Annotated in this window: 18 protein-coding genes and 5 pseudogenes; 9 read left to right on the forward strand and 14 right to left on the reverse strand. The window is 35.9% G+C overall.

All coding sequences use genetic code 11. The features are described from left to right. Positions 1-75 precede the first annotated feature (75 nt). A pseudogene (locus tag JNUCC41_RS18325) lies at positions 76-1278 on the forward strand (IS110 family transposase). Between the two features lie 343 nt (positions 1279-1621). Here the strand turns inward: JNUCC41_RS18325 and JNUCC41_RS18330 are convergent. The 4 genes and pseudogenes from JNUCC41_RS18330 to JNUCC41_RS18340 form a co-directional block, all read right to left on the reverse strand. Continuing rightward, entirely contained in the window at positions 1622-2260 is a 639-nt protein-coding gene (locus tag JNUCC41_RS18330) for an HD domain-containing protein (RefSeq protein ID WP_192204234.1), read from the reverse strand. 114 nt (positions 2261-2374) lie between these two features. Continuing rightward, positions 2375-3298 (reverse strand): LysR family transcriptional regulator, encoded by a 924-nt coding sequence (locus JNUCC41_RS18335; RefSeq protein WP_228467673.1) that lies wholly within the window; start codon positions 3296-3298, stop codon positions 2375-2377. Positions 3299-3441: 143 nt separating this feature from the next. Then, a pseudogene (locus JNUCC41_RS26825) lies at positions 3442-3543 on the reverse strand (DUF6262 family protein); the annotation flags it as partial. A gap of 244 nt (positions 3544-3787) precedes the next feature. Then, the gene (locus JNUCC41_RS18340) at positions 3788-4327 is read right to left on the reverse strand and encodes a TetR/AcrR family transcriptional regulator (protein ID WP_192204236.1); all 540 of its coding nucleotides are present in this window, start codon (positions 4325-4327) and stop codon (positions 3788-3790) included. A gap of 160 nt (positions 4328-4487) precedes the next feature. On the opposite strand from JNUCC41_RS18340, the gene JNUCC41_RS18345 reads away from it, so the two are divergent. From JNUCC41_RS18345 to JNUCC41_RS18365, 5 genes are all read left to right on the forward strand, one after another. Continuing rightward, the gene (locus tag JNUCC41_RS18345; protein ID WP_192204237.1) at positions 4488-5240 is read left to right on the forward strand and encodes an SDR family oxidoreductase; all 753 of its coding nucleotides are present in this window, start codon (positions 4488-4490) and stop codon (positions 5238-5240) included. Positions 5241-5262: 22 nt separating this feature from the next. Then, positions 5263-6186, forward strand: a complete 924-nt coding sequence (locus JNUCC41_RS18350) for an SDR family oxidoreductase (RefSeq protein WP_192204238.1) — start codon at positions 5263-5265, stop codon at positions 6184-6186. Between the two features lie 187 nt (positions 6187-6373). Beyond that, complete coding sequence (locus JNUCC41_RS27450) at positions 6374-6451, forward strand: hypothetical protein (protein WP_430624079.1); 78 nt, start codon at positions 6374-6376, stop codon at positions 6449-6451. Positions 6452-6771: 320 nt separating this feature from the next. Then, entirely contained in the window at positions 6772-7122 is a 351-nt protein-coding gene (locus JNUCC41_RS27340) for a LysR family transcriptional regulator substrate-binding protein (protein WP_430624069.1), read from the forward strand. Positions 7123-7236: 114 nt separating this feature from the next. Continuing rightward, entirely contained in the window at positions 7237-7875 is a 639-nt protein-coding gene (locus JNUCC41_RS18365) for an HD domain-containing protein (RefSeq protein ID WP_192204239.1), read from the forward strand. A 353-nt stretch (positions 7876-8228) separates the two neighbouring features. Here the strand turns inward: JNUCC41_RS18365 and JNUCC41_RS18370 are convergent, their stop codons facing one another. From JNUCC41_RS18370 to JNUCC41_RS18390, 5 genes are all read right to left on the reverse strand, one after another. After that, complete coding sequence (locus tag JNUCC41_RS18370; protein ID WP_192204240.1) at positions 8229-9713, reverse strand: amino acid permease; 1485 nt, start codon at positions 9711-9713, stop codon at positions 8229-8231. Positions 9714-9963: 250 nt separating this feature from the next. Beyond that, positions 9964-10122, reverse strand: coding sequence for an aspartyl-phosphate phosphatase Spo0E family protein (locus tag JNUCC41_RS18375; RefSeq protein ID WP_192204241.1), 159 nt, complete (start codon positions 10120-10122; stop codon positions 9964-9966). A gap of 269 nt (positions 10123-10391) precedes the next feature. Beyond that, a complete protein-coding gene (locus JNUCC41_RS18380; protein ID WP_192204242.1) occupies positions 10392-11084 on the reverse strand; it encodes a M24 family metallopeptidase in 693 nt (230 codons plus the stop codon). Positions 11085-11124: 40 nt separating this feature from the next. Next, the gene (locus JNUCC41_RS18385) at positions 11125-11382 is read right to left on the reverse strand and encodes a ferredoxin (protein ID WP_192204243.1); all 258 of its coding nucleotides are present in this window, start codon (positions 11380-11382) and stop codon (positions 11125-11127) included. Between the two features lie 31 nt (positions 11383-11413). Beyond that, entirely contained in the window at positions 11414-12427 is a 1014-nt protein-coding gene (locus JNUCC41_RS18390) for an NAD(P)/FAD-dependent oxidoreductase (RefSeq protein WP_192204244.1), read from the reverse strand. Between the two features lie 337 nt (positions 12428-12764). On the opposite strand from JNUCC41_RS18390, the gene JNUCC41_RS18395 reads away from it, so the two are divergent. Further along, entirely contained in the window at positions 12765-13670 is a 906-nt protein-coding gene (locus JNUCC41_RS18395) for a LysR family transcriptional regulator (RefSeq protein ID WP_192204245.1), read from the forward strand. A 374-nt stretch (positions 13671-14044) separates the two neighbouring features. Here the strand turns inward: JNUCC41_RS18395 and JNUCC41_RS18400 are convergent. Together JNUCC41_RS18400 and JNUCC41_RS27345 are read right to left on the reverse strand one after the other, a co-directional pair. Next, a pseudogene (locus tag JNUCC41_RS18400) lies at positions 14045-14596 on the reverse strand (transposase); the annotation flags it as partial. Next, positions 14529-14678: pseudogene (locus JNUCC41_RS27345) on the reverse strand (IS3 family transposase); the annotation flags it as partial. The pseudogenes JNUCC41_RS18400 and JNUCC41_RS27345, both read right to left, overlap by 68 nt. A 256-nt stretch (positions 14679-14934) precedes the next feature. Between JNUCC41_RS27345 and JNUCC41_RS18410 the strand changes: the two are divergent. Beyond that, positions 14935-15753: an ABC transporter ATP-binding protein gene (locus JNUCC41_RS18410; protein WP_192204246.1), complete on the forward strand. Its 819-nt coding sequence runs from the start codon at positions 14935-14937 to the stop codon at positions 15751-15753. A 236-nt stretch (positions 15754-15989) separates the two neighbouring features. Here JNUCC41_RS18410 and JNUCC41_RS27115 read toward each other — a convergent pair whose 3' ends face one another. Together JNUCC41_RS27115 and JNUCC41_RS18415 are read right to left on the reverse strand one after the other, a co-directional pair. Next, entirely contained in the window at positions 15990-16121 is a 132-nt protein-coding gene (locus tag JNUCC41_RS27115) for a hypothetical protein (protein WP_286182147.1), read from the reverse strand. A 46-nt stretch (positions 16122-16167) separates the two neighbouring features. After that, positions 16168-16434, reverse strand: a complete 267-nt coding sequence (locus JNUCC41_RS18415) for a site-specific integrase (RefSeq protein WP_192204247.1) — start codon at positions 16432-16434, stop codon at positions 16168-16170. Between the two features lie 174 nt (positions 16435-16608). Here JNUCC41_RS18415 and JNUCC41_RS26830 point away from each other — a divergent pair. After that, positions 16609-16924, forward strand: a pseudogene (locus JNUCC41_RS26830) (MetQ/NlpA family ABC transporter substrate-binding protein). A gap of 441 nt (positions 16925-17365) precedes the next feature. On the opposite strand, the gene JNUCC41_RS18425 reads toward JNUCC41_RS26830, so the two are convergent. Further along, complete coding sequence (locus tag JNUCC41_RS18425; RefSeq protein WP_192204248.1) at positions 17366-18364, reverse strand: LacI family DNA-binding transcriptional regulator; 999 nt, start codon at positions 18362-18364, stop codon at positions 17366-17368. Between the last annotated feature and the right edge of the window lie 38 nt (positions 18365-18402).

The following is an 18402-nucleotide window of genomic DNA, read 5'->3' on the forward strand; positions in this document are numbered from 1 at the left end:
TCGTATAACAAGCGAAGCTATGATACTACATGGAAGACTAGGGGGACTGGTTAATAAGTAGAGGAGGTAAAGATAATGAATCCAGTTGTTGGTCTGGATGTGGCAAAAGGAGAGAGCCAAGTTCAGGCATTCTTAGATCAATCTAAACCGTATGGGAAGAGCTTTTCAATGAAGCATACCAAAGAGGAGTTAGATCATTTTTTAGAATTTCTAAAAGAAATTGAAGAGGTGACAGGGCAGATGCCTATGGTCATTTTAGAATCTACAGGGCATTACCATTCTCCCGTTATTCAATACCTGGAGGATCAAGAGATTCTATATATCTTACTAAATCCGATTATTTCTTATCAGGCAAAGAAGTCCAGTTTACGGAAGGTAAAAACAGACGCTATCGATGCGTACCAGTTGTGTGTGCTGTATTACAAAGAGGATTTAGAACCTCATAAAATGAGAGGAATTCAGCTATTAGACCTTCGGAATTTGTCCAGACAACAGGAAATTGTAACGAATATGTATGTGGAAGCTAAACTTCAGTTTCACACCATTTTAGATCAAGTGTTTCCTGAATACCGGAAGGTTTTTGGGGATCTATATTCGAAGGTTTCTTTATTGATGTTAAAGGAATATCCTACTTCAGAGGCGGTATTAACAGCCGGAGAAAGTAGACTAGCAGAGAGTGTTATAGAGTTCTGTCCTAGCCGATCGGGTCAATGGGCATGGGAAAAAGCAAAAAAAAATAATGGACTCCGCATCTCGAAATCCATTCCAAAAAAACGTGTATGAAAGTCACGTAATCATCTTCGTATGTATATTGAGTTGCTTTTTCATTACCAGGGACACCTCTCTGATTTGGAAGATCGTATAGTAGCCCTGGCAAATGAACTGGAAGAATATAAGATCATCCAATCGATTCCCGGTATAGGAGAAAAAATCGCAGCCAAGATTATCTCTGAAATTGGTGAAATCGATCGGTTTAATCATCCGAAAAAACTGGTTGCCTTCGCTGGAGTAGATCCAAGTGTTCACTCTTTCGGTAAGTTTACGGCAACCATTAACCGTATCACTAAAAGAGGTTCGAGCAGATTACTTCATTCTCTGTATCTTGCCGTACTATGCGGCATAAGAAGTTCAAGGAACAAAAAGTTTAAAGCCTTCTATGATAAGAAAAAATCAGAAGGAAAACCGGCCAAAGTGTCAATCGTTGCCTGTATGAATAAGTTGCTTCATTGGATTTACGCTCTATTGGAGAGAAAAGAAACGCTCCTAGATTTAGCCTGATTAACGGTTTTGTGAAACAGAGAAAAATCCTTCCAAAAGGGTTTTGGAGGGTTATTTGGCATGGCCAAAAATAGTATATCATAAGGGAAATGAAAATTTTAGAGAAAGATATTGACATCCTATTAGCTGGTTAGTTCATTAAGGATTAAACAGCTGTATTATTCTTATTTGAAGCCAGACACATTTAAATGGATAGAAATTAATCAACTTTAAAGAGCCTTACTTCAAAAAATGTAGCAAGGCTTTTATATATTTGAATAACCCTGTATAAATTAATACAGGGTTATCAGACTTTTTATAAATGATCAAACTTTCTACCTCGTTACGTTGTCATTTCTGTTTCTTATTCTGACCATGGTGAATGTAAAATACATTGACAGAAATTCTTATTTTTATATTCCGGTCTAAAATGTTTAATAACATCTTCTTTCATATTGCCAAAAGTAGTTTCTGGCTTATGCTTAAAGCCATCATAAAACGCTGGAATAATTTCCTGTTTGAAATTGTTACGAGGGAAAGCTTTTATAATTTCTTCACGCAAGTCGTTAGGGAATTGTTCAAAGCCATCTCCCATCACATCTAAACCAACACCTGAAAAGAGTAGTGCTACTTCAGACTCTTTATGTTCTGCAACACCGGGTGTCGTATGCAATGCAATAGCATCCCATACAAGACGAATCGACTCATCTGGAATTTGATACTGCTGTAAAAAACTTCTTGCTGCATTTGCACCGTCTACTTCAAACCGTAAATCTGGACTAATGTACTTTTTTGTTAAGCCTAAATCGTGGAATAAAGCACTGACATATAGCAATTCTAAATCATAATTCTGCTTCGCTTTTTTTCCGTTGACTGCACCAAATAAAAAAACACGATTTGAATGGTTCCATAATAAATCATTTCCGTGTTCTCTCAAAATATCTCGTGCATCCTTTGCTAATATAGAATCCGGAATTTTAATACCTGCTACTTCTTGAAACATAATTACATCCCCTTTACAATTTAATAGTTCTCATTTACATGAACTTATATTCATTGTAAAGAGGAATTCACCATCGTTCAATCTGATTAATTCTATGATAACGATAGATAAAACCTATAATATAGAACTTTGCAAAGAAGTAATCGAATCTTTATCTGTATGAAAATGAAGCTTTTCGATTTCACGTACTAATAACTTAATATATTTACGTGCTGCATAATTAATAAAACAATTCTTTTTCATTGTAAGATAAACTTCTCCATTTAAAGATGGTTTTTCAATATGTTGGAAAAATATATCCTCTGTATTATAAAATTCATATAATGTACGCGAAACAACACTACGACCAACACCACTTCGAACTAGATTCAAAATAGATTCAATACTAGACGTTTCAACAATAGGCTCTAATTGTTTGCCAACCTGCTCGCTAGTCTTATCAAGTATTTTTCTACATTGATGCATACTTGGAAATAAAATAAGAGGACTATCTAAAACAGAGGAAAATGAAACCCTCTGCTCTCCATTACTTTGATTACTAATTAGGTAAAACTCTTCATCATACAACTTCGTCACTTGCAACAGATCATATTGATTAAGATGAAAACCAATACCAAAATCAGCACGATTTTCTAGAACGGCCTTTTCCACTTGATCAGTAGTTTGAATGAACACTTTAATGTTCGGATATAAATGGTTAAATTGAATACACAAAGTAGATACCAAATCAGTTATTTCCCCTGGTAACACAGCAATTTTCAATTCCCCGATTTCCAATTTCGTAAATGCTGCAATTTGAGAGGACATACTTTGTATGGAACCTTGAATATTCAATGCTTCTTGTTGCACAATTTCTCCTACCTGAGTAAGCTCAATTTTCTTGCCAACACGGTTAAAAAGTGGATATCCTATTTCTTGTTCGAGCATCTTAATTTGATGACTTAAAGTGGGTTGCGAGATTCCTAATTTTTCAGCTGCTTTTGTAAAATGTAGTTCTTTGCTCACCATTAAAAAATATTCTAAATGTCGTAATTCGATACTATTTCAATCCTTTCTAATGAAATATCTATCACTATTTACATACTTCTTTAATCAGATAATCTAGTTATTAAGTTACTTTATTTAAAGGAATTATTCCACAATTTGGCCTTTTTGTTGAACAAGTAGGAAACAGAGTACTCTTAGATTTTTTTATAAACCTCTGCATAAGCAAATTTTAGTTGCTCACGTAGTTCTTTATTTTCTTCATCCAATTTCTTAATTTTCCATTTTAAAGATGCTATAAAGATCGAGGAGAATTACCGAATGGTGCTGAACGTTTACCTGGATGGTTCTCCTGTCACTTCTAACGTTGTCTGGTTGCATAGAATCGGGAGATAATCTAACTGATAAAGCAGAGATGATGAAGCAGGTGTTAATGAACAAAATAGCCTTACTACACAGTTAACAAAAGTAAAACGAATACTATACTAGATAAGTCCAGTACTATACTGAACTGTTTTAGAATAAGAGCCATCTTTTCTTAACTTAAGGCAGTTTGTTAGCAATTAGCTCCCATACATCTTCAAAAGTCTCCTTATAAAACTCATTATCCCAACGGTCTGCAAAGTATGGATTATGGAAATATACAAATGCTGTAATAATAGCAGAGCCAGATTCTTTTAATCCACTAATGGATTCTGCTTTTTGCGCTAATAGTTTTAAGTGATCTTTAACGAGGATTTGAGTACCTTCTAAATAATCCGTATATAACCGAAACATACGTTTATCATCATGATAAAGATTTTTCTTTGTAGTAGCCAGAAGCCAAAGCCAATCGTGAAGTGCAACAGCAGAACTTACACCGTTTGGGGCTTCCCATTCTAATAATTCCTTTGAAGTAATTTTTAACCACCTTAGTGCAAGTTGCTGCAATAGGTCCTCTTTATTTTTGTAATGTTTATAAAATGCGGCATGAGTAACTCCAAGTTCTTTTGCAATATCAGAAAGAGTGGTTTTTTGTACTCCCTTTCTCATTATGATTTCTTCTGTAACAGAAAAAATTTTCTCTTTTGTAAGTATTGCCATTGTGGATCCCCCTAGTTTTTTTCTAAGTTTTATTATACAGGATACACCACTTAGTTACAAAGTGTTGATTTTGTAACTAAGTGGTGTATAATGATGTTGTCGAAAGGTTACAAAATAAAAAAATTGTAACTATATTATTTTATAACAAAGGAGAAATATCATGACAAAAACAACTACTGAAACACTTGATTTGCGAGTTGCACTTGTTACAGGCGGTTCTGGCGGTATTGGACAAGCCATAGTAAAAAAATTAGCCGATAATGGATTTGCTGTTGCTGTACATTATTCTGGCAATAAGCTTAGAGCAGATACTATAGTGAATGAGATTGTAAAGCAAGGCGGAAAAGCAATTAGTATAGGTGGAGATGTTGCAGATGAAAAAGTTATGCAAGAAGCTTTCGATATAATTGAAGAAAAATTTGGTGGTATTGATGTCGTAATCAATACAGCAGGTATTATGTTACTCAGCTCTATCGCAGAGATGAACTTAGCTGATTTAGATAAAATGCACCGCACAAATATACGAGGAACTTTTGTAATATCCCAACAAGCGGCGCGACGTGTTCGCAAAGGTGGTGCAATTATCAATTTTTCTACTTCTGTTACACGCACGCAATTTCCAACATACGGTGCTTACGTAGCAAGTAAAGCGGCGGTTGAATCAATGACAATGATATTGGCTCGCGAATTGCGTGGTAAAGATATCACCGTTAATGCAGTGGCTCCAGGCCCAACTGCAACACCATTATTCTTAGATGGAAAAGATGAAGAAACAATCGATAATCTCTCTAAAGCAACACCACTTGAACGTTTAGGTACACCAGAAGATATTGCCGAAACAGTAATATATTTAGCAACTTCCGGACGTTGGATTAATGGACAGGTTATATTTTCAAATGGTGGCCTTGCATAGTTTAAATTAGGAGGAATGGATAATGAATAGTGAAGAAAAAAAAGTCATAGTTATAACAGGAGCTTCAAGTGGATTTGGTGCTCTTACCGCTCGAACACTTTCAAGAGCTGGACATATTGTATATGCGGGTATGCGGGAAACAGATGGACGCAATGCTCCTCAAGTAAAAGCGGTTAACGATTATGCGTCCGATCATATGGTAAATATTAAAGGGATTGAAATGGATGTGAATTCACAGGATTCTGTTGATTCTGCAGTGAGAGATATTTTAGCAGAACACAATCATATTGATGTCTTGATCCATAATGCAGGACATATGGTCGTTGGTCCAGCAGAGGCATTTACGCCTGAACAACTAGCCGATATGTACAATATTAATGTGTTATCGACTCAACGTGTTAATCGTTCTGTGCTTCCTAACATGCGGAAACGTGGACAAGGCTTGATTATTTGGGTGTCTAGCTCAAGTGTAAAAGGTGGAACACCACCTTACTTAGCGCCTTATTTTGCTGCAAAGGCTGGTATGGAATCATTAGCAGTATCATATGCGGCTGAATTGGCCCGTTTTGGAATAGAAACTTCAATCGTAGTACCAGGTTCATTTACTAGTGGAACGAATCATTTTCTTAACGCTGGTCAGCCACAAGACAAACATATACAAGAAGAATATGATGCTAAGTACAGTGGTTTAATAGATCAAATAAGTGAAAAGCTCGCTGCTATTTCTCCAGAGGACGCTGATGTATCCATGGTATCTGATGAAATTGCACGTATTGTTTCTCTACCAAAAGGTGAAAGACCATATCGAGTACACATTGATCCAGCGGATGATGGCTCAGAAGAGGTCTCAATAGTTGCTGATCGAATTCGAACAGAATTCCTCACTAGAGTAGGATTAGATGATCTACTTCCAAAAACGAGTGAACGAGCTGCTGATATAAAATAATTAGAATTGTAGGTTGGAACGAGAAAATAGTACCAAATAATGAGCAGAATAAATCAAAACAACATTTGCAATACTATTGAGAGAAGAATTACCTCCCTTGAAAGGAACGGTATATATTGAATTACGACATTTAAAATACTTTTTATTGGTGAGCAACGAACTACATTAAGCTGCAGAAAAATTAGGGATTACACAACCAACTCTAAGTCATCAAATCAAGATTCTTGAACAAGATTTGAACAGAGACTTTAATGTTTGGATATAAATGGTTCAATTTAATACACAAAGATTTTTACTTTAGTAAATGCTTCAATCTGTGAGGATATATTTTGTAAGGAAATTTGAATATTCACAGTTTCTTGTTGTACAATTTCTCCAACCTTAGTAAGTAGTACTGACCAAGTGGAGAAGGCTGTTTTAGAAAATCAAGCTGTTCTTGGTATTGGTTTTCACTTTAAACAACTCGATTTGTTGCAAGTTATTAAATTATATTAAGAGTTTTATCTGATTAGTAATAGTAAAGGTAGTCACAAGAGTATTTCATTCACTACTGTATTAGATAGACCTCTTATCCTATTTCCAAAAATGCATCAATGTAGAAAAATACTTGATAAGACTAGCGAGCAGATTGGTAAACCTTTAGAACCTATTATTGAAACGTCTAGTATTGAATCTATTTTGAATCTAGTTCGAAGGGGTGTTGATCGTAGTGTTGTTTCACGTACACTATACGAATTTCATGAGACAGGTGATTTATATTTTCAACGAATTGAAAAGCCATCTTTAAATGGGGAAGTTTATCTTACAATGAAAAAGAACAGTTTTATAAATTATGCAACACGTGGTTTTATGGAGTTGTTAATAAATGAAATAGAGAAGCTGCAATTTAATGTAGAAAAGTATTCCATCGATACTTTAAAAAGCCTCATTAGATAGATAATATCTATAATTATTATAGATATAATTCGATAGATGAATGATAAATACTATTTTACAATAAAGAAATCCTTTTGTACAAAGGACTTTTAAATAAGAAAGGTGTTTTAGATTATGCTTAATGAAGTAGCGGGTATTAAAATTCCGGATTCTATATTAGCAAAGAATGCAAGAGATATTTTGAGGGAGCACGGAAATGATTTATTATGGAATCATTCAAATCGTGCATTTCTATTTGGTGCCATTGCGGGAAAAAAGGCAAATAAGAAATATGATTTAGAGTTACTATATATCAGTGCATTATTCCATGATTTAGGGTTAACAAAAGAGTATAGCAGTCCAGATTTACGATTTGAAGTAGATGGAGCAAATGCTGCAAGAAGCTTTTTGCAACAATATCACGTTCCAGATGAGTCGATTCGTCTTGTATGGGATGCAGTAGCATTGCATACAACAGTTGGTATAGCAGAACATAAAGAATCTGAAGTATCATTACTGAACTCAGGTGTTTCTTTAGATGTTATAGGGAAAGGTTTTGAACAATTTCCAGCTGACTTGAGAGAAGAAATTGTAAAAGCATTCCCACGTAATAATTTCAAACAGGATATTATTCCAGCTTTTAATGAAGGTTTTAAGCACAAACCAGAAACTACTTTTGGCAATATGAACGAAGATGTTATTAAACATTATAGGCCGGAATATAAAAATAAGAATTTCTGTGAGTGTATATTACATTCACCTTGGAAAAATTAATCAAACAATAAAACACAATTGTTTGATTATCTAGGTTAATACCACCAGTTTTAATCCAAGGGAGATATTAAAGGAATTCTTTTAATAAGTTAATTAAATAAACATTTAAAGAATTATAGTGCATAACCATTTTGTTTAGTTTGTCTTGCTTTTGACATAAAAGCAAGACAAACTAACAATTATTAAAGTAAAAACACACACAAATTTGTGGATAAGAGTCAATATTTTGAACACTAATAAGTTAAATCACAAGCTGGTCAAGTTAGTTAAACGGCTGATCGCTTGTGGGGCTAGGCACTCAACCCCTTATTTAATATAAAATGTCGGACTTCCTTATCTTTTTGACAAAGAAATCATTCCTGATTACTGAAATCAGCTTCTTGCAATGGAATCATTTTTGTTCGCTTTACGATTTTATAGCCTAGAAAAGCCAGGAGAAATAAAGGAAGCCCGATATAAGAAATTAAAATTCCATACCAGTCAATCTCAGGGCCGAAAAAAGCAGAGTAATTTTGTCCCAGGATAGCCGTAGCACATAAAATTGTGGCTAATATCGGACCGAATGGATACCATTTTGATACATAAGGCAAATCTTTCAAATCTCTTCCTTGTGCAATAAAAGCCTTCCGGAAACGATAATGTGTAATCGAAATTCCTAACCAGGATATAAAACCGGATAATCCTGCAGCGTTTAATAACCAGGTATAAATACTGCCTGCACCGAAAAGAGAGGTTAAAAAAGCTGCCATCCCAACGACGGTAGAAAAATACACAGCGTTCACTGGAATGCCGCCTGCATTCACTCTTTTTAGAAACGAAGGGGCTTTTCCTTCTTTCGCCAGCACCCAAAGGACGCGAGAAGCTCCGTACATGGCGGAATTGCCTGCTGAAAGAACAGAAGTAAGAATGACCACATTCATAACGGAGGCAGCAAAGGCAAGCCCTGCGTTTTGAAAAACTAGAGTGAAAGGGCTTACCGCAATATCGTCAATATCCGAGTTTAACAAACGCGGATCGTCATAGCTGATTAAAAATCCAATCACAATGATCGCCAATACATAAAACAAGAGGAGTCTCCAGAAGATTTGCTTAATAGCCTTGGGAATATTTTTTCTCGGGTTTTCACTCTCCCCGGCTGCAATTCCTACTAACTCGGTGCCTTGAAAAGCAAATCCAACCACCATAAAGACACTTATAATGGATAAAAAGCCACCTTTAAACGGTGCTTCCCCTTTGGTGAAATTTTCAAAACCTACAGCATGACCGCCCATTATTCCAAAAATCATTGATAATCCTAGTGCTATAAAAATGATAATCGTCAAAACCTTGATAATGGCAAACCAGAATTCTGATTCTCCATACCCTTTTACCGATAAAATATTCAGGCCAAATATGAGCGCAAGAAATAATGCGCTCCAAATGATACCAGGGACAGACGGCAGCCAAAATTTCATGATCAGGGAGGAAGCTGCTAATTCCAGGGCGACTACGATTGCATTGGTATACCAATAGTTCCATCCGATCGCAAATCCCAAAGCCGGATCGACAAACCTTGATGTATAGGTGCTAAAAGAGCCTGTAATAGGAATAAAGGCGGCCATCTCCGCTAAGCTTGTCATCAGAAAGAAAACCATGATTCCGGCAATTATATAGGCAGCTACAGCTCCTCCAGGACCCGCAGTATGAATGATGGAACCGCTCGCTAGAAATAGTCCCGTTCCGATGGTTCCGCCGATTGCAATCATGGAAAGATGCCTTGGTTTGAGCTTGCGCTCCAGTTGTTTTCCATCAGAAGCTGCTTGGACATCTGTTTGTGATGCGAGTGCGGTATTTTTCATGAAACACCTCTTCATTAGATTTTTTACTGAAAGTTTACATTGCATGTAGCACACTGGTGATATAAGCCTTAAAGATGATTCTCATTGCTTCGCTATAGAGAGTGACTTCGCTTATTATTTTTATAGTTTTAAGGAAGAATCGAGAAATTTTCAAACGCACAGTACGACTTAGTTGCATAAAGAAAAAGCTGCCTTAAAGACAGCTCCGTTCTTCAGCTAACGCACCCGTGTTAGTTAATTTAGGATTAATCTATTTTGATATGTTCATTTGAAATTTGTACAACAACTTATCTAACTCTTGACTAGATTTAATAGTTTCGGGGTGAGAAAGGCCTAGTAACATACCGATTTCAATTAAACGAGTTCTCAAGTAATCAATCTTACTTATCATTTCGTTAAGTGATAACATTAATATTCATATCCTTTTTCTTGTTAATTTAAAAATTTGCTTAATAAGTAACATTTTATTCAGGGATAGCGTTTAATGCTGAGGAATTGGGCTTTTAATATTGTAATTTTCCTTAACGTTGTAATATACCAGAAGCATAAACACCAAAATGATTATTTATTTCTTTTACATCTGTTTATGCAAGGTGGAATCTCACTCCGCAATTTCGCGATTAACGGTAATAATCATACATCTTTTAAAATGCCTTTTTGATTCTATTTCCAAACAATCTATTCAACTGTTAGTAGCTGCTCGAAGAAAGCACCGATTTCCAGTTCCCGATCAATAAAATGTATCTCCAGAATCCAATCTCGCGGTTGTCCGTTCTTATCAGGTTCTCTCATCGAAACATTATTGTCAGGATGAATATAGTTTTCAACTTCTTCTCCTTGGACTCGTTCGTGAGGAAACTCACCAATCAGATGACCAGCATGTGGACCTCCATATTCCCATCCATATTTTTTGGCAAGATCACAAGCAAATGAGAAGAGTTCACTGCCTGTGATAGTAGGATTGGATTGAAAGAAGGCTTTTCCCTCTTCCCAAGCCTGTTCAATATCATTACGTAGTTTTAATTTGACTGGATCTCCTCCAAGGACGTATGTCCGGCCAAAATCAGCTTCCCAATCTTCAAAGATGGGACCAAAGTCAAGAAAGATTATATCTTCATCCGACACGGTTAAATCTGGTGGATTTTCTCTATAAGGATATAATGTATTCCTTCCAGCTCGCACAATGCGTTTATGCCAATATTTCTTGATTCCATACATTTGAAAGGCCAATTCATAAATTTCTCGATTGATTTGTTTTTCAGTTACACCACCACGTAGTATCCCTTTTTCTTCAATGGCTCTGAATAGTTCTTCAGCCTTCCTTTCAGCTTTTCGTAATGCTAAATGTCTCTTATCTAGGGAATGATTCAAAACAATCTCTCACCTTTCATAATAATATCTTGTGAAATTATCATACAAAAATAACACATTTTTTCTTTTCTCCTGTAAATGTATGGTCTGAAATTTTAATCGAATCTGTAGGGCAACCTTCAAGAGCATCATTTAAATCATCCAATAGCTCATCTGGTACTTCACAATCCCTTTGATTTTCGTCTAGGATCACGTAAGCTAACCCTTCATCGTTATAATCAAAAATTTCTGGTGCAGCCGCTCCACATGCGCCACACGCGATACAGGTGTCTTGATCTACCCATGTGAACTTCGTCATATTAAATACCTCCATAAATCCAAGATTCTTTTCAAACTCGTACTTTATCTTTTTTGTTTTCCATTAAGCTTGTGCTATGCAGGGTCTGCACTTTAGCTGAAGGTTCTACATAAACTTTTGCATTGCTCACTGCTGTAGTTGCTTCACCGAATCCAGTTGCAATCAATTTTACTTTTCCCTCATACGTACAAATGTCTCCTGCAGCATAAATTCCTTCAATATTGGTTTCCATTTTCGAATTAACTAATATAGAATTGCTTTCAATTACGAGATCCCAATTTTTAATTGGTCCCAATAATGAAACAAATCCATAATTGACTAAAACATCATCAACTTCGATTTCTAATTCGCTTTTCCCTTTAACATCTTCAAGCACTACTTTTTCCACTGCGTTATTGCCAACTAGACGAATAGGAACATATGGTGTAACTATATCAACTTTCGATTCTTCTAGCAGAGTCACACTATGCTCATGTGCACGAAACTTTTCACGTCGATGAACAAGTGTAACCTTTTCAGCAATCGATTCTAACATTAGAGCCCAATCAACAGCAGAGTCGCCTCCACCAAATACGACCACTCTTTTCCCAGCAAATCGACTTAAATCATTTACAAAATAGTGAACATTCAAACTTTCCTGTTTTTCTGACGTTTTTATGGGTAACTTTCTTGCTTGAAAAGCCCCATTTCCAGCAGTAATAATAATAGCTTTTGAATAATGAGTTTCATTCTCTGTTTTGATCGTAAAGATTCCATCCTTTTTTTCAATCTGTAGAACAGATTGTCCAAGGCAAATGGTTGTATTATCTTTAAATAGACTCATTTGTTCAATTAAGTTATCCACTAATTCCTGAGCGCGCACTTTTGGAAATCCAGCTATATCGTAAATATACTTCTCGGGATATAAAGCAGAAAGCTGGCCTCCTAAGTGAGGCAAACTCTCGATGACTTTAACAGATGCTTGTCTCATCCCTGCATAAAAAGCTGTAAATAACCCGACCGGTCCTCCACCAATAATGGTAATATCTAATATCTTTTCTTCCATCTCATTTCACCTCTGCTCATTTTGGATCCCGTAAATAATTACTTTTTATTCGCAACTGCCTCTTTTTTAACCGGTACCTGATAATACAAATAAAGCTCTTTTCTATTGGAGAAGATACCACTGCTTTCATATGCATATTGTTCAACTTATAAAGATCTAGACTCCATTTTTGTGGGATTAAAATAATTAGATGATGCATTTCATATCAACTCACTCCTTTTTTGCCACTTGCTTTTTTTCTATTAACTTGACTATAATGCTTATAATCAAATTAGTAAAACGCATGTTTTTCATTATATTAATTAGAATCTTTCATGAAAAGAGAGTGAATAGTAATATGATTATTACTCAATACGAAGCCTTTTTGAAAACCATAGAGTTGAAAAGCTTAACAAGGGCAGCCGAGGTACTAGGTTATACCCAATCTGGTATCAGCCATATGCTCAACGCCTTAGAAACAAGTTGTGGTTTTAAATTACTTACCCGTGACCGTTCAGGGGTTCGCATCACCTCAGAAGGACAGCAATTATTTCCGTATTTTCAGTCAGTTTGTAATAGTCATAAAATTCTATCTGAAAAAATTAATGAAATGCACAGACTGGAATCAGGGCTCATCAGAATTGGTACGTTCACAAGCGTGTCGGTACAATGGCTGCCCAGTATTATCAAGAAGTTCAGGACCGATTATCCTAAAATACAATTCGAATTATTACACGGCACTAACGAGGAAATTGAAGAATGGATTATTCAAGGACGTGTTGATTGTGCTTTTATACTGCTACCTTCAACCAAGCAATTAGAAACTATATTCCTTAAGAGAGATCCTTTTGTCGCTGTTTTACCAGAAAATCACCCACATGCCAAAAATGCCTTTTTCCCCATTTCATCATTATCAAAATATCCGTATATTAAGATAGATGAAAGAGATGATGATAAAATTTCAGAGATATTTAAAATTCATCAAATTAATCCAGATGTTCATTTTGTTGAAGATGATGTTTACGCAATCATTGCAATGGTTGAAAACGGATTGGGAATAAGTATATTACCGGAATTAGTACTGAAAAATACATCACAAAAAATAATCAGCAAGGAATTGGAAAACCCCGCATACAGAGACTTAGCGATTGCATTTAAGGACAAAAGTTTAATTTCGGACTCAGCACAGAAATTCTTAACGTATATACAATTATGGATTTCCGAAGAGTATGGATTGCAAACCTTATCTGATAATAATCTTTAACTATATTGACTGTTAAATAAGATTATAGTAACTACTCAAATAAACAAATCGATTTAAATAGGATATTTGACACCAGCTGAGGTCATGCTAAAAAAGTAGAATTAATAATAAATTGAAAAAGAGAAAAATGAACCTCCATGTGAAGTGAACCCAAAAAGGTAGAGACTTTATATACTTAGGCAGCCTTGAGGGCATGAACCCGGTAATTTACCGGGCTCATGCCTTTCTTACGATTAGTCAATGTCTTTGTTTGGATTAATTTATTAGTATTTAGAATGTACAGAGTGTTCAGGGTTACTAATAAGAATTGGGTGACGAATTTTACAACTTGGATTTTTTTACTAGGTCATTTGATTATGTTATTATTTATAAAACTATGATTTGGAGGCCAACCCGTAATCATAGTTCATATTGTGTGAAATAAGAAAGAAGATGTTCTTCAAAAGCTTATTCACACAGGCGATGGACGCATCTTTATGACATTTGTTATAGGGTTGCGTTTTTAATTTGTCGTAATACTCAACGATATGATTCTGTCCGTAACGTCTCTGCTTAATCATGTTCTGAATTATTAGGAACAACAGTTTTCGTAAGTGTTTATTACCACGCTTATTAATTTTGTCCTTAAAATAGGTTTTTCCTGATTGGAATCGGCGTATGTCAATACCCGCATAAGCATTTAATTGTTTGTTATTCTCAAAACGGTGGTTGTCTCCGATTTCTGCTATTAAGCGAACGGCTGTATTGGGGCCAATGCCAGGAAAACTCAAGATCACCTTGTATTCGCTGCGTTTTTCTGCTAATTGGACCATATCATTAATACATTGTTTCTTCTGTTGGAGAAGTTCTTGATAACGTCTAGCATATGACCGTAGTTGCTCGCACAAAACATTCGATGAAGAAACAGCTGGATAGGACTGCAATGCCTTGGTCCGCACTACTAATCTTAGTATGTTTTAATTTTACCTTGATTCGTTGATGATTGTAGTAATGGATATATTCTTCTAGTTTTGCCCTCTTGGGTAAAGGGAATCAATTAAAAAAAAAGAGAAAATCAACATAAAGCTCTAGAAAAAATTACAAAATACTAAAATGTAATTATAATCATATTATTCAGTTAATTTTTTCACACTCACCCTGAATTGCTACGGGCATTGGTTATCGTCTATGAACGTAGCAACGGACCGTGGAAACATTTTTAAAAAGTATTGAACTTGGGGAAAGCAGTCTATAAAAGGCCTTAATCCCTTAAGGAGGAGAAAAAGTGAGTCGAACGAAAAGCATCATTTCACTTAAAAACATTATCTGGAGACGAAATGGAAAGCTGTTATTGAATGGGGTTTCATGGGAGGTCCAAAAAGGGGAACATTGGGCTCTTCTAGGACTAAATGGATCAGGGAAAACATCTCTTTTAAAAATGATTACAGGTTATCAATGGCCGAATAGTGGTGAAGTGTCCGTTTTAGGAAATCTTTTTGGAAAAACGAATATTCCTGAACTGCGGAAATCCATCGGCTGGGTCAGTTCCTCATTAGATCAGGAATATCAGTCACGCCCAAATGATACAGCACTTGAAGTAGTCCTAAGCGGAAAATTTGCTTCAATTGGATTATATGAGGAAATTACAGAGGAAGATGTAAAGAAAGCAAAAGCATTACTTGACCAATTCAGAATCAAACTTTTATCTAACCAATTTATCCACACACTCTCTCAAGGTGAAAAAAGAAAAGTAATGATTGCAAGGGCCCTCATGTCTTCACCGCAATTATTAATCTTAGATGAGCCTTGCAATGGACTGGATATTTACTCTAAAGAAGAGCTATTAACATCTATTGAAGATATGACTGCTGTACCAAACGGCCCAACCATTTTATATGTTACACATCATATTGAAGAAATTGTACCATCTATAACCCATGCTATGTTAATCAATTCGGGGAACGTTATGGATAAAGGAGAAAAAAGGGACGTATTAACCGAATCATTATTGGAAAAGACCTTTCATGTCCCAGTCAAAGTAGAATGGGAGAATGAGCGTCCCTGGATCCGGATAAAATCCCTGTTATTAAATGAAAAAAAATAAACCTATTATGTTGAAGAGTAAAGTAAAGCAATCGTAATACTAAAACTTCAAGATGAATATAGATTACTTTCCATTGGAGGGCCTAATTAAATAACTTAATTTAGTGAGTCATAATCATACTCGTTAGGACATCATTTATCACAATAATGGTAGGTATCTCTATAAGGGAGTACTATACTTGGCATTGTTATGTGCTCTCAAACTAAAAGGCGAAGACTAGAAATCTTCTCCTTTTTTTAATCCTTTTCACGATAATTGGTTCTTCTCTCTCCCAGCAGTTTCGCAGCCTTTTTAGCCTTCTCCTGTTCAGGGTTTGTATAGAGGGCAGCCGTTGTGGTTGAAGTATGACCGAGTTGAGTCATCAGCAAATGAATATCTCCTGATGCTCCATTAAGTTCGCCCCATAGGTATGCCTCAGTTTGTGTGGGGAATGGATTTATTGGACTTAAAGGCCTTCGTGTATTTCTTTACTAAAGCCTCAATGGCGCGGTTGGAAAGGGGGGCTCCATCATTCACCCTCGTCAAGAATACATAGGCCGCATCATCGTTTGATCCCCTATAACGTTCCAATCGCACAGCTAGGTAATCTTTTATGTCCTGCATGGACGGAGGAGAGACTTCCACTACATCCTTTTTTCCACCCTTACGTAATACATGTATCTGTTTTTCCTCGAAATCCAAGTCTCGTAGCCTTAAGTCGGATAAATCATTCACCCGATGACGGATATTCTGTTTAACCAAAGCTAGCAGAGAATGACATTAACCGGAAATCGTTGATTTAAGGGATAATGTGTAGCCTAACACTGAATTAGCGGCAAAAGAAATGGATGTAACTTATTCCGGCATGTTTCTTATATGAAGGAATTAAATCGAAACAAAAATGCCGAACTTGTACCAGTGGAACCAATCTATTTTGCCAATTATGGTGTATATTCCAAAGAATACAATCGATAAATTTTCAGAGAGTGCCGCCATTGCGATTGCAAATGATGTATCGAACATTGATCGTTCATTATCATTGCTGGCAAAGCATAAAATGATCACGCTAAAGGAAAAAAAGAGTCCATACTATACAATATATGATATTACGGAGAACCCTAAAAATTATAAATTTAAAGAAGTGGATTTTTTATGCTGGAGAGAACGTATGATGAAGCAGATGCTATCGTGATAATCCTGCTTACGTGCACCAGTGGGTTTGACAAAAAAATGACGCTCTTCTCATAAAGGATGATGAAAATCAATGGTAGCGCGCTAGGATAACGTTGATTCTGGGCCAGTTCAAAAGCTGGCAAAGGCTCTGACAAGCCCAGAGGTACGCAAATATTCAGAAGAAAAGTGAAAGGGCCATGTTAACATGACAGCCTGCGAAAATTCAACCAAGACTAACTCTGAATAGAAGCAGGAGCCGAAAATCCAATATCCACCTATCAATTGAAAACTATACAAAGGCTGAATGCGGTACAGTAGGGGAGATCTGTTTAGTTGACAAGATCATAAGCTCCTCGGGCAGGTACGTTCTACCCCGGCTACCGTAATTATATTTGGATAATTAAAAATGGTCAACCAGACATTAAAAAAAGGTTGTTAACCTATAGTGATTAAATCATATTTAGCACCCACAGGATTTTCTAATCATTAGTGATGCAGGAATTTGAATGTGTCTGGAGTAAGATGGGTTATTTATTTTATTTAAGAGTACATCAAAGGCGGTTTGACCAACTGTTTCTGAAGACATACTAATATTAGTAATCGGAGGGCAAGTGATATTTGCTGCTGGAAAATCTCCAAAACCTATTAGAGCTATATCCTCAGGGCATTTAAGTGAAAGGGCCGTTAATCCTTGTATAGCACCAACTGTCATTAAGTCGTTTAATATAAATAATGAGGTAATTTGTTTTTCACGATTAATTAAATATTTAGTTGCTTTCAGCCCGCCTTCCACCGTAGCATTTCCAAGTTCTAGGTAACTTTCATTATAAGTAAAATTGTAATCCTTTAAGGCAGCCTTATAGCCTTCAATTCTTCCAGTAGTAGAAGTGACATCTGCTTTGGCATAGATTAACCCTATATGGTGATGACCGTGTTGTAATAAATGAACAGTTGCATCATACCCAGCTTGAAAATCATCCATCGTCACTTTTGGGATTAGCGGCAAATTTGGATCATATCGAAGCACTTGAATAATTGGAATATTTTGTTCTATGTACTTTTTTAAATATTGTGAGTCCATCTTAGAAGGAGTGATAATAATCCCATCTACCATATGGGAGCTGAGAAGTTTAATTGTTTCCTTCTCGTATTCTTGATCTTCAATTGTGTTGATAAAAAGCATCTGATAGCCTAATTCCCGAGCTCGTTTTCCTACTCCATTCACAATTCCTGATACATGAGAGTCCGGAAATGATGAAACAACTAAACCAGCCGTTTTAGTTTTTAGATTTCTTAAGTTCTTCGCTCTGATATCAGGGACATAATTATATTTATCAATTATTCCTTTGATTAGTTTAGTCTTATCTTCCGAGATATTCTTTGTCCCATTCATGACATGGGACACTGTAGCGGTAGAAACCCCAGCTTCTCTTGCAATATCTTTTATTGTTATTTTCATTTAATCTCCCTACCATCTTCCATAAAGTTAATCGTTTT

The organism is Brevibacillus sp. JNUCC-41 (assembly GCF_014844095.1).
In the GTDB taxonomy this organism is placed as follows: Bacteria; Bacillota; Bacilli; order Bacillales; family DSM-1321; genus Peribacillus; species Peribacillus aracenensis.